General features: G+C 73.4%; 10 protein-coding genes. 2 read left to right on the top strand and 8 right to left on the bottom strand.

Features of this window, described 5'->3' with window-relative positions:
* Window positions 1–25: 25 nt before the first annotated feature.
* From WME98_RS53090 to WME98_RS53080, 3 genes are all read right to left on the bottom strand, one after another.
* Window positions 26–1,723, bottom strand: a complete 1,698-nt coding sequence (locus WME98_RS53090) for an ATP-binding protein (protein WP_437949169.1) — start codon at window positions 1,721–1,723, stop codon at window positions 26–28.
* Between the two features lie 34 nt (window positions 1,724–1,757).
* Window positions 1,758–3,320, bottom strand: a complete 1,563-nt coding sequence (locus WME98_RS53085; RefSeq protein ID WP_437949168.1) for an ATPase domain-containing protein — start codon at window positions 3,318–3,320, stop codon at window positions 1,758–1,760.
* A gap of 72 nt (window positions 3,321–3,392) precedes the next feature.
* Window positions 3,393–4,319 carry a hypothetical protein gene (locus WME98_RS53080; protein ID WP_437949167.1) on the bottom strand — a complete coding sequence of 309 codons (927 nt, stop codon included), beginning with the start codon at window positions 4,317–4,319 and terminating at the stop codon, window positions 3,393–3,395.
* Window positions 4,320–4,466: 147 nt separating this feature from the next.
* On the opposite strand from WME98_RS53080, the gene WME98_RS53075 reads away from it, so the two are divergent.
* Window positions 4,467–4,991, top strand: a complete 525-nt coding sequence (locus WME98_RS53075; protein WP_437949166.1) for a hypothetical protein — start codon at window positions 4,467–4,469, stop codon at window positions 4,989–4,991.
* Between the two features lie 142 nt (window positions 4,992–5,133).
* On the opposite strand, the gene WME98_RS53070 is transcribed toward WME98_RS53075, so the two are convergent.
* The 3 genes from WME98_RS53070 to WME98_RS53060 form a co-directional block, all read right to left on the bottom strand.
* The gene (locus WME98_RS53070; protein WP_437949165.1) at window positions 5,134–5,385 is read right to left on the bottom strand and encodes a hypothetical protein; all 252 of its coding nucleotides are present in this window, start codon (window positions 5,383–5,385) and stop codon (window positions 5,134–5,136) included.
* Window positions 5,386–5,507: 122 nt separating this feature from the next.
* Window positions 5,508–7,379, bottom strand: coding sequence for a DUF885 domain-containing protein (locus WME98_RS53065; protein ID WP_437949164.1), 1,872 nt, complete (start codon window positions 7,377–7,379; stop codon window positions 5,508–5,510).
* 137 nt (window positions 7,380–7,516) lie between these two features.
* Entirely contained in the window at window positions 7,517–8,395 is an 879-nt protein-coding gene (locus WME98_RS53060) for an SCE4755 family polysaccharide monooxygenase-like protein (RefSeq protein ID WP_437949163.1), read from the bottom strand.
* Between the two features lie 658 nt (window positions 8,396–9,053).
* Between WME98_RS53060 and WME98_RS53055 the strand changes: the two genes are divergently transcribed.
* On the top strand, window positions 9,054–11,075 hold the full coding sequence (locus WME98_RS53055) for a lipoxygenase family protein (protein WP_437949162.1): 2,022 nt from the start codon (window positions 9,054–9,056) through the stop codon (window positions 11,073–11,075).
* A 100-nt stretch (window positions 11,076–11,175) separates the two neighbouring features.
* Here WME98_RS53055 and WME98_RS53050 read toward each other — a convergent pair whose 3' ends face one another.
* Window positions 11,176–11,832 carry a carbonic anhydrase gene (locus tag WME98_RS53050; RefSeq protein ID WP_437949161.1) on the bottom strand — a complete coding sequence of 219 codons (657 nt, stop codon included), beginning with the start codon at window positions 11,830–11,832 and terminating at the stop codon, window positions 11,176–11,178.
* Between the two features lie 151 nt (window positions 11,833–11,983).
* A complete protein-coding gene (locus tag WME98_RS53045) occupies window positions 11,984–15,934 on the bottom strand; it encodes a M36 family metallopeptidase (RefSeq protein WP_437949160.1) in 3,951 nt (1,316 codons plus the stop codon).
* Between the last annotated feature and the right edge of the window lie 225 nt (window positions 15,935–16,159).

Genomic DNA, 16,159 nt, shown 5'->3' with positions numbered 1-16,159 from the left:
GCGCGGCCATCCGCTCGGCCCGCCCTCAGCCGCGCTGTCGGGCGAGCTGCTCGATGACCACGATGAGCCGCTCCGGCTCGATCGGCTTGGCGAGGTACGCGGCGAACCCCGCCGAGAGCGCCCGCGCCCGGTCATCGTGGCGGGCGTACGCCGTGAGCAACGCGGCCGGAAGCGGCCGGTCGCCCCGCTCGCCCTCCAGCGCCCTCAGCCGGCGGAGCAGCTCGTAGCCGTCCATCCCCGGCATGCCCAGGTCGCTCAGCAGCACCTGCGGCCTCTCCGCGGGGCTCGCCGCCGGCTCCAGCGCGTCCAGCGCCGCCTGAGGCGACCCGACGGCCGTCACCTCGGCCCCCTGCGCCTCCAGCGTGCAGACCAGCACCTCCCGCGTGTCGCCGTCGTCCTCGACCAGGAGCACCCGGACCCCCTCCAGCGGCCGCGCGGACGCGGCTGGTCCGACCTCGGCCGGCGCGGCGGCCGCCTCCCGCGGAGCCGCTGCGGCAGGCCGTCGCAGAGCCGCCGCGGCAGGCCGCCGCGGAGGCGCCGCGGCCGGCCGGGCGGCGCGGGATCCGGCGTCGCGGGGCACGGCGTCGGCCAGGGGGAGCGCCACCGTGAACACCGCGCCGAGCCCCTCCCCGCGGCTGTCCGCGGACAGCGTGCCGCCGTGCAGCTCGACGAGCTGGCGGCAGATGGCCAGCCCGAGCCCGAGCCCCCCCTGCCGGCGCTGCGTCGCCGCGTCGTCCTGCCGGAAGCGTTCGAAGACGTGCGGCAAGAGCTCGGGGCGGATGCCGCGGCCCGTGTCGGCGACCTCGATGCGGACCTCGCCGCCGTCGCGCCGCGCCGAGAGCCGCACCCGCCCGCCCGGCGGGGTGAACTTGACGGCATTGCTCAGCAGGTTCCAGAGCACCTGCTGCATCCGCTCGGGATCGACGCGCGCCCGGCCGAGCCCGGCAGCGAGCGCCGCGTCGAGCTGGATGCGCCTGGCCTCCGCCGCGGGGCGGACCACCTCGACGGCCGCCTCGGCGACCTGCGCCAGATCCACGTCCTGCAAGCTCAGCCGGAGCTTGCCCGAGGCCATCCGCGCCAGGTCGAGCAGGTCCTCGACGAGCCGCGACTGCGCGTGGGCGCTGCGCTCGATCGCGAGGAGCCCGCGCGCCACGTCCTGCGCGCTCGCCGGATTGCTGGTGAGCTGGCGGGTCCACAGCAAGATCGCGTTCAGCGGGGTGCGGAGCTCGTGGGACACGTTCGCGAGGAACTCGTCCTTGACCCGCGACGCGTCCTCCACCTGCTGCCGCGCCGTCTCCGCGGCCTGCCGCGCGGCCCGCTCGCGCTCGACAAGGTCGCGGACCTCGAGCTGCCGCCGGCGCGCGCGGAGCGCCGCCTGGACGGCCGTCACCAGGGTCAGCTCCCGGACCGGCCGCTCCAGGACCGTCACGTTGCCGGCCGAGCGCAGCGCCGCGACGGCCTGCGCGCTGCGGGGCGCGAGCGGCTCCGCGCCGGCCAGCAGCAGGACGGGCAGATCCGACCACGAGGGCTGCGCGGTCAGCGCCGCGAGCAGGGCCGACACGGCCATCGGCGAGAGCGCCTCCTCGGTCAGCAACGCGGCGCCGGCGCCGTCCAGCAGGCCTCTCGCGAGCTCGTCCACGCGGCCGCACCGGGCGGCCTCGATCCCGGCCCGGCCGAGGACCTGGCAGAGCAGCGGGGTGTCCCGCCCGACCGGCGCCAGCACGAGGACGCGCTCGCCGCAGGTCGCGGCGCCGCCGTCACCCGCCGCCCCCGTCCTCCTCGCCGGGCGCCTGGCGCCCGCCGCCGTCGCGGCGCCGAGCCCGGTCGGTAGGCACCGGATTCCCGCTGAGGATGCTGTGCAGGTGCCTCAGCGGCTCCTCCCCGACATGCACGCCTCCGGGGCTGATGCTGAGCTCCCGGATCGTCGTGTCGTGCTCGCCCTGGCGCTTTTTGACGGCCGCCAGGCACCGGCGGATGCGCCCGTCGGACTCGAACATTTGCAGGACGATGATCGAGTCCGACAGATAGCTGACGTCCACCGGCTGTCTGGACCCGATGCCCATCAACCACTCATGGGACGTGACCAGGATCGTGAGCACCCCGCTGCGGTTCAGGAAATTGAGCAGCTCGTATATCTGCACCGGGAGCATCGACGTGTCCGCCATCGCGTTGAAGTACGCCATGAGGCTGTCGATCACGATGAGCCTGGCCTTGCGGTCTTCCACGGCCGCGCGGAGCTTGTGCGCGAACTCGCCCGGGGTGATATCGGCCGTCCTGACGTGCTCGATCGTCAGCCGGCCGCTGTCCAGGTAGGACTGGAGGTCGAGCCCCACGTTCGTCGACCGCGCCTTGAACGTCTCCGGGCGCTCCTCGAGGAGGAAGATGGCGCCCCCCACGCCCGCCCGGGCGGCCGCCTCGGCGTAGACCGCGGCGAGCGTGCTCTTTCCGGAGCCGGCCGGACCGATGAACAGGCAGGTGGTGCCGTGCTCCAGCCCGCCCCCGAGCAGGTCGTCGAGCGGCCCGAGGCCGCTTCGAATCTGCCGGAACTCGTCGTACTCCTCGGAGTGGCGCATCCCGAGGCGCGGATAGACCACGATCCCGCCTGTCTGGATCCGGAAATCATGGTATCCGCCCTGGAACGGGACGCTGCGCACCTTGAGCACCCGGAGGCGCCGGCGGACCTCGCCGTAGTCCGGCACCCGCTGCTCCAGGTGAATCACGCCGCCGGTCAGGCTGTAGAACTCGGTGCTGCCGTGGCTGTCCAGCTCCGGCTCCAGCGGCCCTTCGCCGACGAACAGCGCCGTGCACCCGTACCCGGCCAGGAACTGCCGGAGCGCCACCATCTCTCGGTGGAGCCGCGACCTGCTGCCCGCCAGCAGGCCGAGCACGCCGATCGAGTCGAGCACGACGCGGCGAGGCCGGGCGTCCTCGACCGCCTGGCGCAGCCGCCGGGTGAGCTCGCCCAGCTCGACCTCGGCCGTGTGCAGGACCGTCTGCTCCGGGGCGAGCTGATCGGCGATATCGCCCAGCGACAGGTCGTGCACGGCCAAGCCCTCCAGCGACCACCCGTGCGAGCGGGCGATCGCCTCGAGTCCTCTCTTGGTCTGGGCGAGCGTGATGTACAGGCCGCTCTCGCCGGCCCTCTCGCCGGCGAGCAGGAATTGCAGCACGAGCGTGGTCTTGCCGGTCCCGGAGCCGCCCTGGACGAGGTGCACCTCTCCGCGCGGGAAACCGCCTCTCAGGATCTCGTCCAGACCGTCGACACCCGAGCTCGCCTGTCCATCGCGGAGCTCGGTTGGATGGTTCGGTTGACGCTCCATCCAGGCAATATGGGTTGCTCTCTGGTGCGTGTCCCACGGGGGCACGGGGCGTGTGGGGCTCGGGAGGTCATTTCAGCGCGGGCGGCGGTCGTGGAAGAGGAGCATCTCGATCGTGCCGGCCTCGCGGAGCCACGGCTGGTCGTGCGGGCCCGGCAGGACGCGGAGCGCGTGGGGGATCGAGCGCTTCGCGAGCTGCGCGGCGAGGGCGGCGTTCGCGTCGTGGAACGGGTCGCCCTTGCTGGTGAGCAGGTGGAGATCGCGCGGGCCGGCCGCGGCGACGGCCCTGGCGAGCCGGTCGGCGTAGGCGGGGGCGCGGTGGGCGCTGATGGCCGACTGCACGCCGCCCCAGGCGCCGAAGAGCTCGGGTCTGCGGAGGAAGACCTCGATCCCGACGAAGCCGCCGAGGGAGCAGCCGTCGAGCGAGGTGCGGGCCGCGTCGTCGAACACGGGCGCCTCGGCGCGGGCGCGGGGCAGGACCACCTCCGCGAGCCAGCGCGCGTAGCCGTCGAGCGCCGCGGAGGGGTTCGGGGCCTTGTGGACGTTGGGCGTGTACGGGCACGCGATCGCCAGGCCCCGGAACGGCCGCGCCGCGAGGGCGGCGTTGACCTCGGCGAGCCGCGCGTCGGTCCAGTCCTTGCGGCGCGACGTGCGGCCGAGCGGCGGGCGGCGGAGCCGCTCGTAGGCGGACCCGAGGCCGTAGCGCTCGAGCCACGCGAAGGCGCCGAGGCGCTCGTCGCCGGTCTCGCCGAGGCCGTGGAGGAGCACGAGCAGCGGCGCGCGCTCGCCCGGGGCGAGGTGCCTCGGGACGAGCAGCGTGAACCGCCGGCCGAGGGCGCGATCGCCGGGGACCTGGAGGTCGCGGACGTCGAAGGCCGGCGGGGCGGAGGGCGCCGGAGGCGGCGGCGCGGCGGACGGGAGGCCGGCCGGGTCGGCGAGGGCGGCGCGCGGGGCGAGGGCGGCGGCGCAGAGGGCGAGGAAGGGGCGCCGGGGGAGGAGCATGGGGGGAGTGTCGCAGCTCGGCTGCCCCGGGCCAGCTTGTCGGGGCTCCACAGGGATCTCGAGGGTCTCCGGCGGCTGACAGGAAATGACCGAGGCGCGCCGACGGGGTGGACGCGGCGTCCGCAGAGCGGGTACATCGGGGCGCCGATGGCCACGACGCACGACGCGACCGACGAGACGCACGACGAGGTGGGGCAGGCGCGCCCCGTTCGCCCCGAGGACCAGGACCCGAAGCTGTGGAGGGGCCAGGGGTGGACGGCGCGGGTCATCAAGAACGAGGACGACGACGGGTGGGCCGTCGAGATGACCTGCGACGGCCAGAGCGAGCCCTCGCTGGTGGGGCCGTGGACCATGGGGCGCGACAAGAAGAACCCGAAGCCGCTCGACGCGAGCGCGTTCGCCACCCTCGTGAAGACGGCGAACGAGGTGCTGGCGCGGCACGTCCAGCAGCGCCGGGCGCAGCTCCACCGGAACGTGACGGTGGCGGTCGAGGGCGGCGCGCGGGTGCGGGTGGACCTCGACGTGGTGCCCGACGAGGACGACCCCCACGCGATCCTCACCGTGCACGACGCCGCGGGGGAGGTCGTGTCGCGGTCGCGGGTGCCCGCCGACTTCAAGCTCACCACCGAGAGCGCGCGCAGGTGGCTCGAAGGGGGCGTTCCCGACGCGTGACGAGCGCGCAGCCGGTCATGCGCCCCATCGCCGGTCACGCGCCCTTCCCATCGCCGGTCACGCGCCCTTCCCATCGCCGGTCACGCGCCCTTCGAGGTCGCGGCGCTACGGCCGCGAACGAGCGCGCCGCCGAGCCCCGCGCTCAGCCGGAATGGCCCGGCGTCCAGGCCGGCGGATCGCTCGCCGGGAACGACTCGTCCGACGCCTCGTCCTCGGGCTCGACCGGCGCGTCCGGCGCCTCGCGCGGCGAGAGCGCGCCCCCGCGGTCGACCGGCGTCTCCGGAATCCGCTCCCCGCGCGCCTCCTCCTCCGTCTCCGTCGGCTCGGGGCCGGCCGCGGCGCCCTCGGGCGCTTCCGGCTGTCGCTTCACCGCCGCCTTCTCGCTCGCTTCCATGCGTCCCCTCCGCCGCTGCCGTCCCCTCCTCGACAGCTGGAGCCGCCGAGGCGCGCCGCAAGGGGCTCCCCGGCGAGATCGAGGCCGCGCTCTCTCGCCCCCGGCGCTCGCCTCGCCCTCGCTCAGAGCGCCGGCTGAGCCCCCACGAACCGCTCGATCACCGCCTTGCGCAGCAGCTTCGGCGGCAGGATCCCCTGGGCGAGCACGAAATCGTGGAATCGCTGCGCGTCGAAGCGAGGGCCCATCCTGGACTCGACCTCTGCCCGGAGCTCCATCAGCCGGGTGAACCCGTAGAAATACGACGTGGCCTGCCCCGGCGCGCGGAACGTGTAGCGCTCCACCTCGGACTGCGCGAACGGCGCCGACAGCACCACGTCCTTCTCCAGGAAGGCGCGCGCGGCCGCGGGCGTGATCTTCCCGGCCTGGAGCTCCGGGTCCAGGAAGGCGCGCGCGGCCCGCAGCAGGCGGTATTGCAGCGAGACGAGCTGACCCTCGGGCGGCATGAACGGGAGCACGATGGCCTCGGCGTAGAGGCCCCACCCCTCCACGTTGGCGCTGTTGTCTGCGAACATCGCCCGGGCGATCGAGACGCCCCGCTCGACCAGCGAGGCGAACTGGAGCTCGTGCCCGGGGCGCGCCTCGTGGGCGGTGAGCGTCCACGAGGCCGCGGCGTGGGTGAAATCGTCGACCTTCCGCAGCCCGTCCGCGGCGCCGGGCGGCGCCGGGAGGCTCAGCGGCAGCACGAACTCCCCTTGTTCGCCCTGGTTGTCGAGCAGCCGCGGCGGCCGCATGTGCGGCGCGGGCGTCTCGGCGCTCTCCGCGGCGGTGCCGAGCCGGATGCGCGCCGGCCGCTCGGGCAGGGTGACGAGGCGCTCTTTCCGGATAATGGCCTCGATCTGGGCGAGCCGCTCCTTGTAATGCGGCAAGATCGCCTCGCCCACCAGCTGCTCCTGCTTCAGGGCGCGGATCACGTCGCGGTAATCCGCGCTCGGCAGCTTGCGCGCGGCGGCGACCGACACCGAGAGCTTCTGCATCTGCGCCTTCAGATCGTCGAAGGCGGCGTGGGCCAGGGACGCGAGCTCGGCGGGCGGGAGATCGACGCCATACGACTCGAGCGCGAACGTATAGAGCGGCGGCGGCAGGGCGAAGCCGACCCGCGCCCGGGGGAGCACGTCGGCGCGCAGCGCGGCGTCGTATGCCTCGAGCTGGCGGTTCAGCGCGGCGAGCGGCTCCTCGTGGCCGCTGATCGCGTATTTCCGGAAGAGCTCGCCGATGCCCTCTCGCACGCGGGCGTTCGTGGCGAGGTGTCGCTCGATCTCCATCCTGGACGGGGCGAGCAAGCCGGGTTTCCCGAGGTCCTGGGCGAGCCTGGCCCTGGCCTGCTCGGCGATGGGCGCGTGGCCCCCCTCCAGGCCTGCGTAGCGCCGGAGCCGCGTGAGGGCCATGGCCCGCCGCGCCGGCGGGTTCCGGTCGTCGAGCAGGACCGAGATGCCCGTGAACACGAGCCCCGTCACGTGCACGTACGAGACCCGGTGCTTCTCGTCGAGCTCCGAGCCGCGCACCGCGCGGTCTCCGGCGTCCAGCAGGATCTGCAGATCTTCGGCGACCGCCGGGTCCCTCTCGGCCTCTCGCCGCTTCTGGAGCTCGACGATGGCCGCGCGGTAGGCCGCGCGCTCCCGCGCGTCGACCCCCGGCGAGAGATCGGTGATCTCCCCGTCCGCGCGCTCGATCCCCGCCGCGCCGGCGTGCTCCGGCGAGAACCGCGCCAGCACGTCGAGGAGCACCTGCGCGTGCTCGTTGCTGCGCTGGACCCACGCCGGGGTGCGCGGGGGGGCCGCGGGCGCGGCGGGCGGCGCCGCCTTCGCGCTCGCGGCCGGCGGGGGCGCCGGCGAGGGCGGGGGAGCCGGCGCGGCGGCGGGAGGCGGCGTTTCGCGGGCGCACGCGGCCACGAGCAGGGAAACGACGGCGAAGGGGCGGAGGGCGCGCAGGGCCATATCGCACCTCTGGCACAGGCGCGGCCGCGAGCCAATCACGACGAAGCCACATGAAGGCGGGAAGGCGGGAAGATCATGAATCTTTCTTCCCGCTTCCCGCCTTCATGTTCAAATCCGGCCACCACCCGCCGATGTGCTCAGCGGCGGCGGCGCCAGCGCAGGAGCCCGAGCGCGATCAGGCCTGCGACGGTGGCGATCGTCGGGTCTTCTGCGGCGCCGACGCGGCAGCCGCAACCCGACGAAGAGGCGTCGGACGCGTCCGCGCCGGCGCTGCCGCCGTCGCCGCTCGCGCCGGCGCCGCCGTCGCCGGTGCTGCCGCCGGAGGACGCGGCGCTGCCGCCGTCGCCGGAGCCGCCGCTGCTCACGCTGCTCGATGCAGCAGCGCCGCCCTCGCCGGACTCGCCGCCTGCGCCGCCGGACCCGGTGGGCTCACCCTCGCGCGGGAGGATCGTGACGGTCGCGCAGTGGTGATAGAAGCAGCCGCCCGGGTTGTTGATCCCGTGGTTCGACATGAACTCGCTGACCTGCAGCGTGCAGTTCTCGCAGGTCAGATCGTCGGGGAGCTTGATCTCGACGGTCTGCTCGCCCGTGAACGCCGACGTGTGGACGAGCAGCCCGTCCGCCACGAGGGGGAGCTGCGGATCGGTCTCGATGACGGTGGAGCCGCACGGCGTGGCGCCGGGGGTCACCTCCGGATCCGGGGGGAGGGACTCCGCGTTCTCCGCGATCGACACGCGGTAATGGCCCGGGTGGAATATCGTCTCGTCGATCCTCAGTTTGATCGTCTGACCCTGGACATACGTGGTCACCTCGCCGGTCAGCGCGATCGGGTTCCCGGGGTCCGCCTGGCCGCAGGGCGCGCTCTTCTGCGGGTCGCCGAGGTCGCTCTGCTCCGAGTAGCAAGCGGGCTCGAGCAGGGCGAAGTGGGCGTGGGCCACGGCCGGGTCGATGGCGGCGAGGGCCGCCGCGGCGAGGGCCGCTGCCGCGGGCGCGCGCCACGGCGCCTTGGGTCTCATTCGTGATGTTCGCATCGCAATTCTCTAGGTCAGGAGGTGGTCTCGCGGCCGCGCCCGTGGAGACTCGTTGGCTCTCCTCCGAGGGCGTCGCGGGCGGCTACTCTCCACCACCGCTTGTCCGCCGCCAAGCCCGAACTCGCCGCGGCGACGACACCCGAGCTCGCGATCGCCGCGGCGACGACAACCAAGCTCGAACTCGCCGCTGTCAGCGGTCGCCGGACCGCGGCGGCGCGCTTCCCGGGCCGACGGGCGCCCCGCGCCGGCCTCGGGGCGGCAGCGCCGGCGCCAGCCGCTCGCCGTCGATCCGGAGGCCGCCGTGGCGCGCCGTCGACCGCGTCGCGGGCGCCGGACGGCTCGATGGGATCGACCGACGGCGCCGCCCTCCTTCGCTCACGGGCTGGCTCGCGCCCCGGGCCGGCCGGGCGCGCTGCTCGGGCTCGGCTCCTCGCCGCCAGACGACGCAGCGATGTCACGGGACTGCCTTCATGTCCTCCGCGGCGCTGTGGTCGATTCTCGTTTCGTGTGGGCGTGAGCGCGAGGTGCGCGCCCGGCATCTCTCGACTGCCGATCTGCAGATCAGGCCACGCGCCGGATTGTCAGTCGTGTGGACCCGGCGTAGCGTGGTGCTCCTTGCAGTTCCTCCAACATCGAGGGTGTCATGAGTAACCCGTCCCTGCCTCAAAACGACTCTCCCGCGGAGCAGCAGCAGCGCAAGAGCGAGCTCGCTCGGGCCCAGCAGACGTACGTCTACAACCACGACACCCGTCTATCGCCCCTCGGGGTGGCCCAGAGCGTTCCGAACGGACAGGGGTTTGCCCCCATCCTGGTGGGATCGGCGGCGCTCGTCATCCTCGATCTCGTCGGCAACGTGGTGGCCAAGGCGTCCAAGCTGGTGGGCTCCGACGGCTCGCTTCGCAGCCCGAAGGGCGCCCCGCTGGACGACGCGACGAGCGCCAGGGTCCAGGGCGTCCTCCACGATCTCAAGCAACGCCATCGGGAGCTCACCCTGACGCTGACGCCGCTCCATGGCGAGCCCGAGCGCGCCCCCGCGCCGCCGCCGCGAGCGCCGGCGGCCGCGCTGGTCGAGGGGTTCGCGCAGAAGTTCGTCACGACGGTTGAGAACCGCGCCCTGGAGAGCGCCCTCGGCGCGACGAACTATCCCACCAAGAAGGTGGGCGATCTCATCAAATCGCTGCTGGATACGCTGCTGAGCGCGGCGGGGAAGCTCCTGCTCGATCTGGTCGGGATGTACGGGCAGGCGACCAGCGTGTACGACTACGTCTCGGAGTTTCAGACGTTCCGCCTGCCCGAGATCGCGAGCGCCTACCAGGACGACTCGATCTTCGCCTGGATGCGGGTGGCGGGGCCGAACCCGCTCGTCCTCAAGCGCGTCGCGTCGCCCGGCGCGAGCTTCCCCGTGACCGACGCACAGTATCGCTCGGTGATGGGCGAGGGCGACTCCCTGGCGAGCGCGGGCAAGGAGGGGCGCCTCTACCTGGCCGACTACGAGGTGCTCTCGCAGCTCGTGCCCGGGACCGCGCCGGATCAGCAGAAATACGTCGAGGCGCCGCTCGCGCTCTTCGCGGTGCCCGCCGCGGGCGCGCCGAGCCGCCTCCTCCGCCCGGTGGCCATCCAGTGCGCGCAGACGCCGGGCGCGGCGAGCCCGATCTTCACCCCTTCGGACGGCGTGGCGTGGGAGGTGGCGAAGCTGCACGTGCAGGTCGCCGACGGGAACTTCCATGAATTGATCTCGCACCTCGGGCAGACCCACCTCGTCTTGGAGGCGTTCGCGATGGCCACCCCGCGGCAGCTCGCCCCCGAGCACCCGGTCAACGTCCTGCTCACGCCGCATTTCCAGGGCACCCTGGCGATCAACAACGCCGCCGAGGCCGATCTCATCGCCCCGGGAGGCCCGGTGGACAACCTGCTCGCCGGGACGATCGCGTCGTCCACCCAGCTCGCGGTCGACGCCGTGGTGAGCTACAACGTCAATCAGCAGTTCCTCCCGGTGGCGCTCGCGCACCGCGGCGTCGACGACCCGAGCACCCTGCCGAGCTACCCCTACCGCGACGACGCGATGCTGCTCTGGGGCGCGATCCATACGTGGGTGTCGCGATACCTCGCGATCTATTACACGAGCGACGCAGCCGCGCTGGGCGACTACGAGCTGCAAAACTGGATCGCCGAGCTGTCCTCCCCTTCGGGATGCGGCCTGAAAGACATCGGCGAGGACGGGGCGATCCGCACCGTCGCTTACCTGGCGGACCTCTTGACGCACGTGATCTTCACCGCCAGCGCCCAGCACGCGGCCGTGAACTTCCCGCAAAGCTCCCTCATGAGCTTCACCCCGGCGCTCCCGCTCGCCGCCTACGCCCCGGCGCCGAGCATCACCGCGGGCCTGCCGTCCTCGGAGATCTTCCAGCACCTGCCGCCCCTGCAGCAGGCGCTGCTCCAGTTGAACGTGATGATGCTCCTCGGCGGCGTCTACTACTCGCGGCTCGGCGACTACGACCGGAACATCCCGGGGACGTATTTCACCGACGCGCGGGTCCGCGAGCCCCTCCAGGCGTTCCAGCGCGAGCTGATGGAGATCGAGGCGACCATCGGCAAGCGCAACCTCCAGCGCGTCCCGTACCTCGTCCTCCTGCCGTCGCAGATCCCGCAGAGCATCAACATCTGAGCGCCGCTCGGGCGATCCTGACACGGCGGCTCGGGCCGGGAGGCGGGCTCGGCCGGACGTCGCCGCTCGCCCGCGCTGGACTCTCGAGCGTCATCGAGCGTCACACGCGATCGAGGAACGTCACCTCGCCGGTCTCCAGGGCGTACTCGGCGCCGACGATCCGCATGCCCTCCTCGGCGCACAGCCGCTCGAGCAGGCGGCTGCCGTGTCGGAGGTGATCGCACGAGTTGCGCACGTTGGCGCGGATCGCCTCGCGCATGAGGAGGTCCCTGGGAGCGTGGCGGCCGGCGGCGCTCACCACCGTCTGCACCGGGGCGCGGCAGCGCTCGACGATATCGCGGATGTTGTCGGTGAGGACGCCGCTCTCCTCCTGGAGCAGCTCGCCCAGCGTGGCCTTGATGGCGCCGCAGCGCGAGTGGCCCATCACCACCGCGAGGCGCGTCCCGAAGGCGGCGGCGGCGAACTCCACGCTGCCGACCAGCGAAGGCGCCACCACGTTGCCCGCCACCCGGATGACGAACAGGTCGCCGAGGCCCTGGTCGAAGATGAGCTCGGACGGCACCCGCGAGTCCGAGCAGGAGAGGATGATGGCGAACGGCCGCTGCCCTTCCGCGAGCGCGGCCCGCTCTCGCTGGCCCAGCACAGCGTGCTCGCTGCGGATGTTGTCGACGAAGCGCCGGTTGCCCTCGATCAGCCGCTCCAGCGCCTGACCGGCGGACATGGGGGGCAGGGCGGGCGGGGGGTCGGTGATGCTCATGACGGCCGGACACCGTGGTGGAGCGCGCGGCGGGCGTCAATGGGCTGTCGCCCGCCGTGGTGCGCGCATGCGTGGGAATCGGCCTCCGAGCGACCTCATCAACACCGACGCCGCGCTCGGGCCCAGCGCCGGAGCGCGGCCCGCGCGGGGATCACCGCCCCGCGCCGCGCCGCCGCCGCGCCGCGAGCGCCGCGACGGCGGCCGCCGCCCCGAGCGCGCCCAGCGGAGCGCGCGGCGCTCCCCCCGGGATCGCGCACCCGCACCCCTCCTCCGGCGGCGCCGGCTCCCTCGCCGGATCGACCACCACGCTCACCTGGTCGGCCGCCTCCAGGATCCCGTCGCTGACCTTCACCTCGAACGCGAGCGTCGTCGCCGCGGCCACCTCGGGCGCCACGAAGGTCGCCCGCGCGCCGTCGCCCAGGAGCTCGACCGCCGGCCCCGCCGTCTGCGTCCAGGAGAACGTCAGCTCGTCCTCTTCGGGATCCGAGCTCCCCGACGCGTCGAGCGTCACCAGCTCTCCGACCGCGACCGCCTGATCCGCCCCGGCGTCGGCCGCCGGCCCTCGCTGGCAAGAGGCCGTGTCCTCGATGAGCGTCGCGAACGGCTTGTTCTTCACGCCGGCAAACCCGACATCGTCGAGCTCCCAGCCGGTGTCGCCCGCGGCCTCGTCGGTGCCGACCCGGAACCGCACCCGCACCGTCTTCCCGGCGAACGCGGTCCCCAGATCGACCGACACCCTGTCGAGCTCGGGCCACGACGGGCTCTCGCCGACGAACGCCCTCCGCCTGGCCAGCGGATTGCCCGACTCGCTCGTGATCCTCCCGCCGTAGCCCGGATCCGCGGTCTTCGCGACGTCGACCCACGTCTCGCCGCCGTCGGCGCTGATCTCGATCACCGCGCCGTCCCAGAACGTGCCGTCGCTCGCCTCGAACTGGTGCCGGTGCGCGAACGTCAGCGCGAAGCGCTCGGTCTCGCTGACCTCCAGGGGCGGCGACACCAGCGCCGCGTCGGACAGCGTCCCGAGATCGACGCCGCGCCACACGCGGTTCGGCGCGGTCCCCTCGGCGCGCGACCACACGAGCTCGCCGGAGAGCCCCTCGACGGTCCACGTCGTGCTCTGCGTCTCCACGCCGTCGACCGCCGACGACCCGGGGACCTCATCGTAGTTCACGCGGCGCACCAGGGCCTCGACCCGGGTCGGCGTGCACGCCTCGGCGCTCTTCAGCGTCAGGTTGAGCTTCAGGTCCTCGGCGGGCTTCATGTTCCGGTCGAGCTTCACCGGCACGGCCGCGGTCCCGGTCGCGAACGGCGCGATGTCGCCGAACGACACGCGCGCGCCGTCCGGGAAGGTCACCCCGCCGCCCGGCCCCTCGATCGACGCCACCGCGCCGGTCAGGGGCGCCGCGCCGCGATTGACGATCTCGATCGTGACCGTGCCGGACTCCTCCGCGTCGAGCAGCCCGTCTTGGTCGCAGGAGCCGGCGCTGTCGTCGAGCTCCGCGCGGACCAGCGCGATCTCGGGCTGGACCTTGAAGCTCTCGACCACGCCGGAGAGGCCCTGCGCGTCGACGCGCGGCGACACGGCGCACGTGCCGGCCCCGCGCCGGGCGAACGCCTCCGCCATCGCGCGGAAGTCGCCCTGATCGCTGGCGAGCGCGGCGGCCAGCACCGCGTCGCGCTGCTCGGTGTAGGTCGGGTTGGCGGGGGCGAGCTTCATGCCGGCCACCACGTAATCGCTCATCCGCCGCCGGGTCTGCTCGAACGCGCGCGGCGGGGTCAGGCCGCCGCCGTGCCGGATCAGCGCGACATAGGCCTCGAACATCATGGCCGCCCAGACCTCTCCGGCGTTGTGCACCTCGGAGTTCTGCGGAGCCGAGACGTTGAGCGGGTGGTCGGGGAGGCGCTCGTCGTCCGAGATGTGGCGGAACGTCAGCCCGTTCTTGGCGAAATCGACGGAGTAGGGCGCGCGGCGGATGCCGAAGTAGCTGTCGCCGAGCGCCGCGCTCCCGTAGCTCGAGAGCGGGTAAGCGCCGTCGAGGTCGTCGCCCTCGCGCAGCGCCATGTGCAGCGCGATGAAATCCCCCCACCCCTCGCTCTGCGCGCCGCACATCTGGGTGCTGCACGCGACCTGACGGAGGTGGATGTAATGGCCCCACTCGTGCGCAACGATGGTGTTGTCGATCGTCCCGTCGCGCTCCACGCTGGGCTCTCGGGTCATCGTGACCCTGAGCGGCGCCTGCGCCCCGGCGAGCGCCGCCTTGAGCGCGCTGCCGTCCTCCAGCGAGACGCTCTGGGCGGGCGTCGTCACCTCGGGGTCGTCGCCGGCGAGCCGCGGGGCACCGTCGCTCTCGCGGTTGTTGGCGATGATGACGCCGACCGCGCCGGCCTCCTGCGCGTTGCGCGCCTTGTCTGCGAAGGCGCACCCGCCGCGGTCGACGAGGGCGACCTTGCCGGCCACGTCGCTCGTGATCGGCCCGCACGCGTCGCCCCGGGGCGCGACGTCGTCCTCGCCGAGGGCGAGCTCGCCGGTCACCTCGTAGCGCTGGGGGCCGAACATGGCGGTGTTCGACGCGTAATTGGCGTTCTGCGGCGTGACGCTGAGCGACCGCAGGTCCGGCCCGGTCCACAGGTACATCTGCATCCGCGGCGACGCGCCGTCGTACGTCGCGTCCATGTTCGCGTTGTCGCGGCTGCCGCCGGTCGCGTCGTCCTGCGCCTCGGCGAGGAACGGGTCCCCGTCGAGGCCGCCCCTGCCGAGGTTGTCGCGCTGGGCGTTGCCCGCGGCCTCGGTGAAGCCGGAGTCGTAATACCAGTCGTGGAGCCAGTTCGTGACGTAGAAGACCTGGGTGACGGCCGCCATGACCTGCTCGGGCGCGGCGAGCGGCTCGGCGCGCAGATCGTAGGTGTAGTCGAACGCGCCCGGCCCCGAGAGCTCCGCGCGCATATCGCCGCTGGAGAACCCGTCGGGCGCGTTGTGATCCGCGTAGGCGTCGACGTTGTTGCCGCGGGTCGAGGTCGCGTCGGCCGGCAGCCACGGGTCGGCCCGGCCGTCCGGGTTCGTGTTGAAGCCCTCGATGGAGATGAGGCTCGGCGCGATGAACCGCGGGAGATGGCCGTCGGGCCGCCCGGTCGGGTGCGGCGACATGTCCGCGAGGGGCCCGCCGAGCGGGGTGTGCTTGTCGTCGTCCTCGGCCCAGACCCGGTAATCGAAGGTCGCGGCGTGGGAGAGGTTTTCCCGGTAGAGATACCGCCCGTCGCTGGCCCCGAACACCCACGCTGTCGCGTCGGAGCTCGTGCGCTCGGCGTCGCCCGAGACGAGCTCGACGAAGTAGCCGGGCACGAGCCGGTCGGGCAGCGGAAACAGCACCTTCCTGACCCGCGCCGGCTGCGCGAAGCGCAGGCTCCCGGCGCGCTGGCGCGCGTGCGCGGTGTCCGCGAGGTCGAAGAGCCGATATCCGCCCTTCGCCTCGCCGAGGTCGCGGAGGTCGGCCGTCTTGATGTCGATGCGGTGCGCGTCGCGCACGGCGCGGACGACCGCCTGGGCCGGCGCGCCGGCGAACGCGCGGCTGCGCTTCGAGCCGGGCCGGAGGGAGCCGGCGCCGGGCGGCAGCGCGACGGCCGACGCGTGCAGGTTGCCGCCGAGGGCGACGAGCGTGAGGTCGCGCTTCATGAGCACCTTGAGCTCGCTGCGGAAGACCGGGATCCCGTCGACGTCCTGGCCCAGCGTCACGAGGATACCGCCGCGCCCGGTGTCGTGGACGTGGCGCACCACGGCCGTGTCGAGCGCGGCCTGCGGCAGGTGGTAGAGGCGCGCGTACCGCTGCGCGTACCACCGGGCGGCGGCCTCGGCCGTGCTGTGGGTGGCGGCCGGCGGGCGGTGCTCCGGCGAGGTCGCCCACACGAACGTCGGCACGCCGCGCTGCGGGTCGGTCGACGCGACGACGGCGCCCGGCGCGTCGTCGCTGGCGACGCGCGCCACGCCGGGGGGCAGCGCCGGCGGCTCCCTGAAATAGGCATCGTGATTCGGGCGCTCCCGCGCGTGGGCGAGGGGACCGGCGAGCAGCGCGAACGACAGCGCGGTGTACCGAACTGAAACCTTCATGTTCCTCGATTCTCCGATTCCGAGGGAACGACGCCTGTTGGCCACGCGCGCGACGGCCGCGCGCTGCGTCCCGGGCGCCTCGCGCCCACCCGTCGAATCCGCGACGCGGGGCACCCTAGCCGCAGCGTGCGTGCAGGGGAAGCGCGACCGCTCGCGCCCTGTCCGGCGTCGTAAGGCGCCTCTCATGCGATCTCACCGCGGCGCCTGTCAGGGCGTGAGTCCGGC

It is taken from the genome of Sorangium sp. So ce296 (genome assembly GCF_051529605.1).
Lineage (GTDB): Bacteria > Myxococcota_A > Polyangia > Polyangiales > Polyangiaceae > Sorangium > Sorangium cellulosum_D.
Note: the sequence above shows the minus strand (reverse complement) of the source record. Positions and strands in the feature narration are given on the sequence as shown.